Genomic DNA, 770 nt, shown 5'->3' on the forward strand with positions numbered 1-770 from the left:
TTGGCGATCAAACCTGGATGGCCGAGAATCTACGTGTCACCCGCTATCGAAACGGCGATGCCCTACCCAATGTAACAGCTAACGACGAATGGAGCGTATTGGCGATGGGAGCCTATTGTAACTACAACAATACCGAAGCCCTAGACACCATAGCAACTTATGGGCGCTTGTATAATTGGTATACTGTAAGCGACAACCGCAATATTGCCCCCAAAGGCTGGCGCGTGGCAACGCCTGATGACTGGAACATACTGATAGACCACCTTGGTGGCGATGCCATTGCCGGAGGTAAACTTAAAGAAGCCGGTGATTTACATTGGGACTCGCCCAATGAAGCCGATAATAGCAGTGGGTTCACTGCCCAGCCGGGTGGGTGGCGGCACATCAATAAAAATACAGAAGAATTATCCTATTTTGGGATATATTGGACATCTGGGCAGAATAGCTCAACTAGCGCTGCACGCCTACAGTTATTTTGCTGGAGCACCAATGCTCTTAAAGGATTCAATTTTATGAACAACGGCTACTCAATCCGTTGTATTAAAGAATAATTTAAAGCCAAATAAAATGAAAAACATAATACAGATTTCAATTATTTTATTCCTTATTAATTTAAGCACAAGTAGTTTAGCACAGGATTTCAAAGTTACAGTTGAGGAAACTCAAGACCATTCCGACTACCTTGTACCCTTAAAACCAGGTGCTACACATACCTTTGAGGTAAAGGTGAAAAATAAGCGCACGGATACTTATACGGTTTCAATTGATAA

Annotated in this window: 2 protein-coding genes; both read left to right on the forward strand. The window is 43.2% G+C overall.

The features are described from left to right. A partial coding sequence (locus ACRD7B_RS22755; protein WP_430826971.1) for a fibrobacter succinogenes major paralogous domain-containing protein occupies positions 1-551 on the forward strand: 551 nt, incomplete at its 5' end. A 16-nt stretch (positions 552-567) separates the two neighbouring features. Further along, the coding region (locus ACRD7B_RS22760) for a hypothetical protein (protein ID WP_430826972.1) at positions 568-770 on the forward strand (203 nt) is incomplete at its 3' end.

The sequence above is a fragment of the Carboxylicivirga fragile genome, from assembly GCF_050589805.1.
Lineage (GTDB): Bacteria > Bacteroidota > Bacteroidia > Bacteroidales > Marinilabiliaceae > Carboxylicivirga > Carboxylicivirga fragile.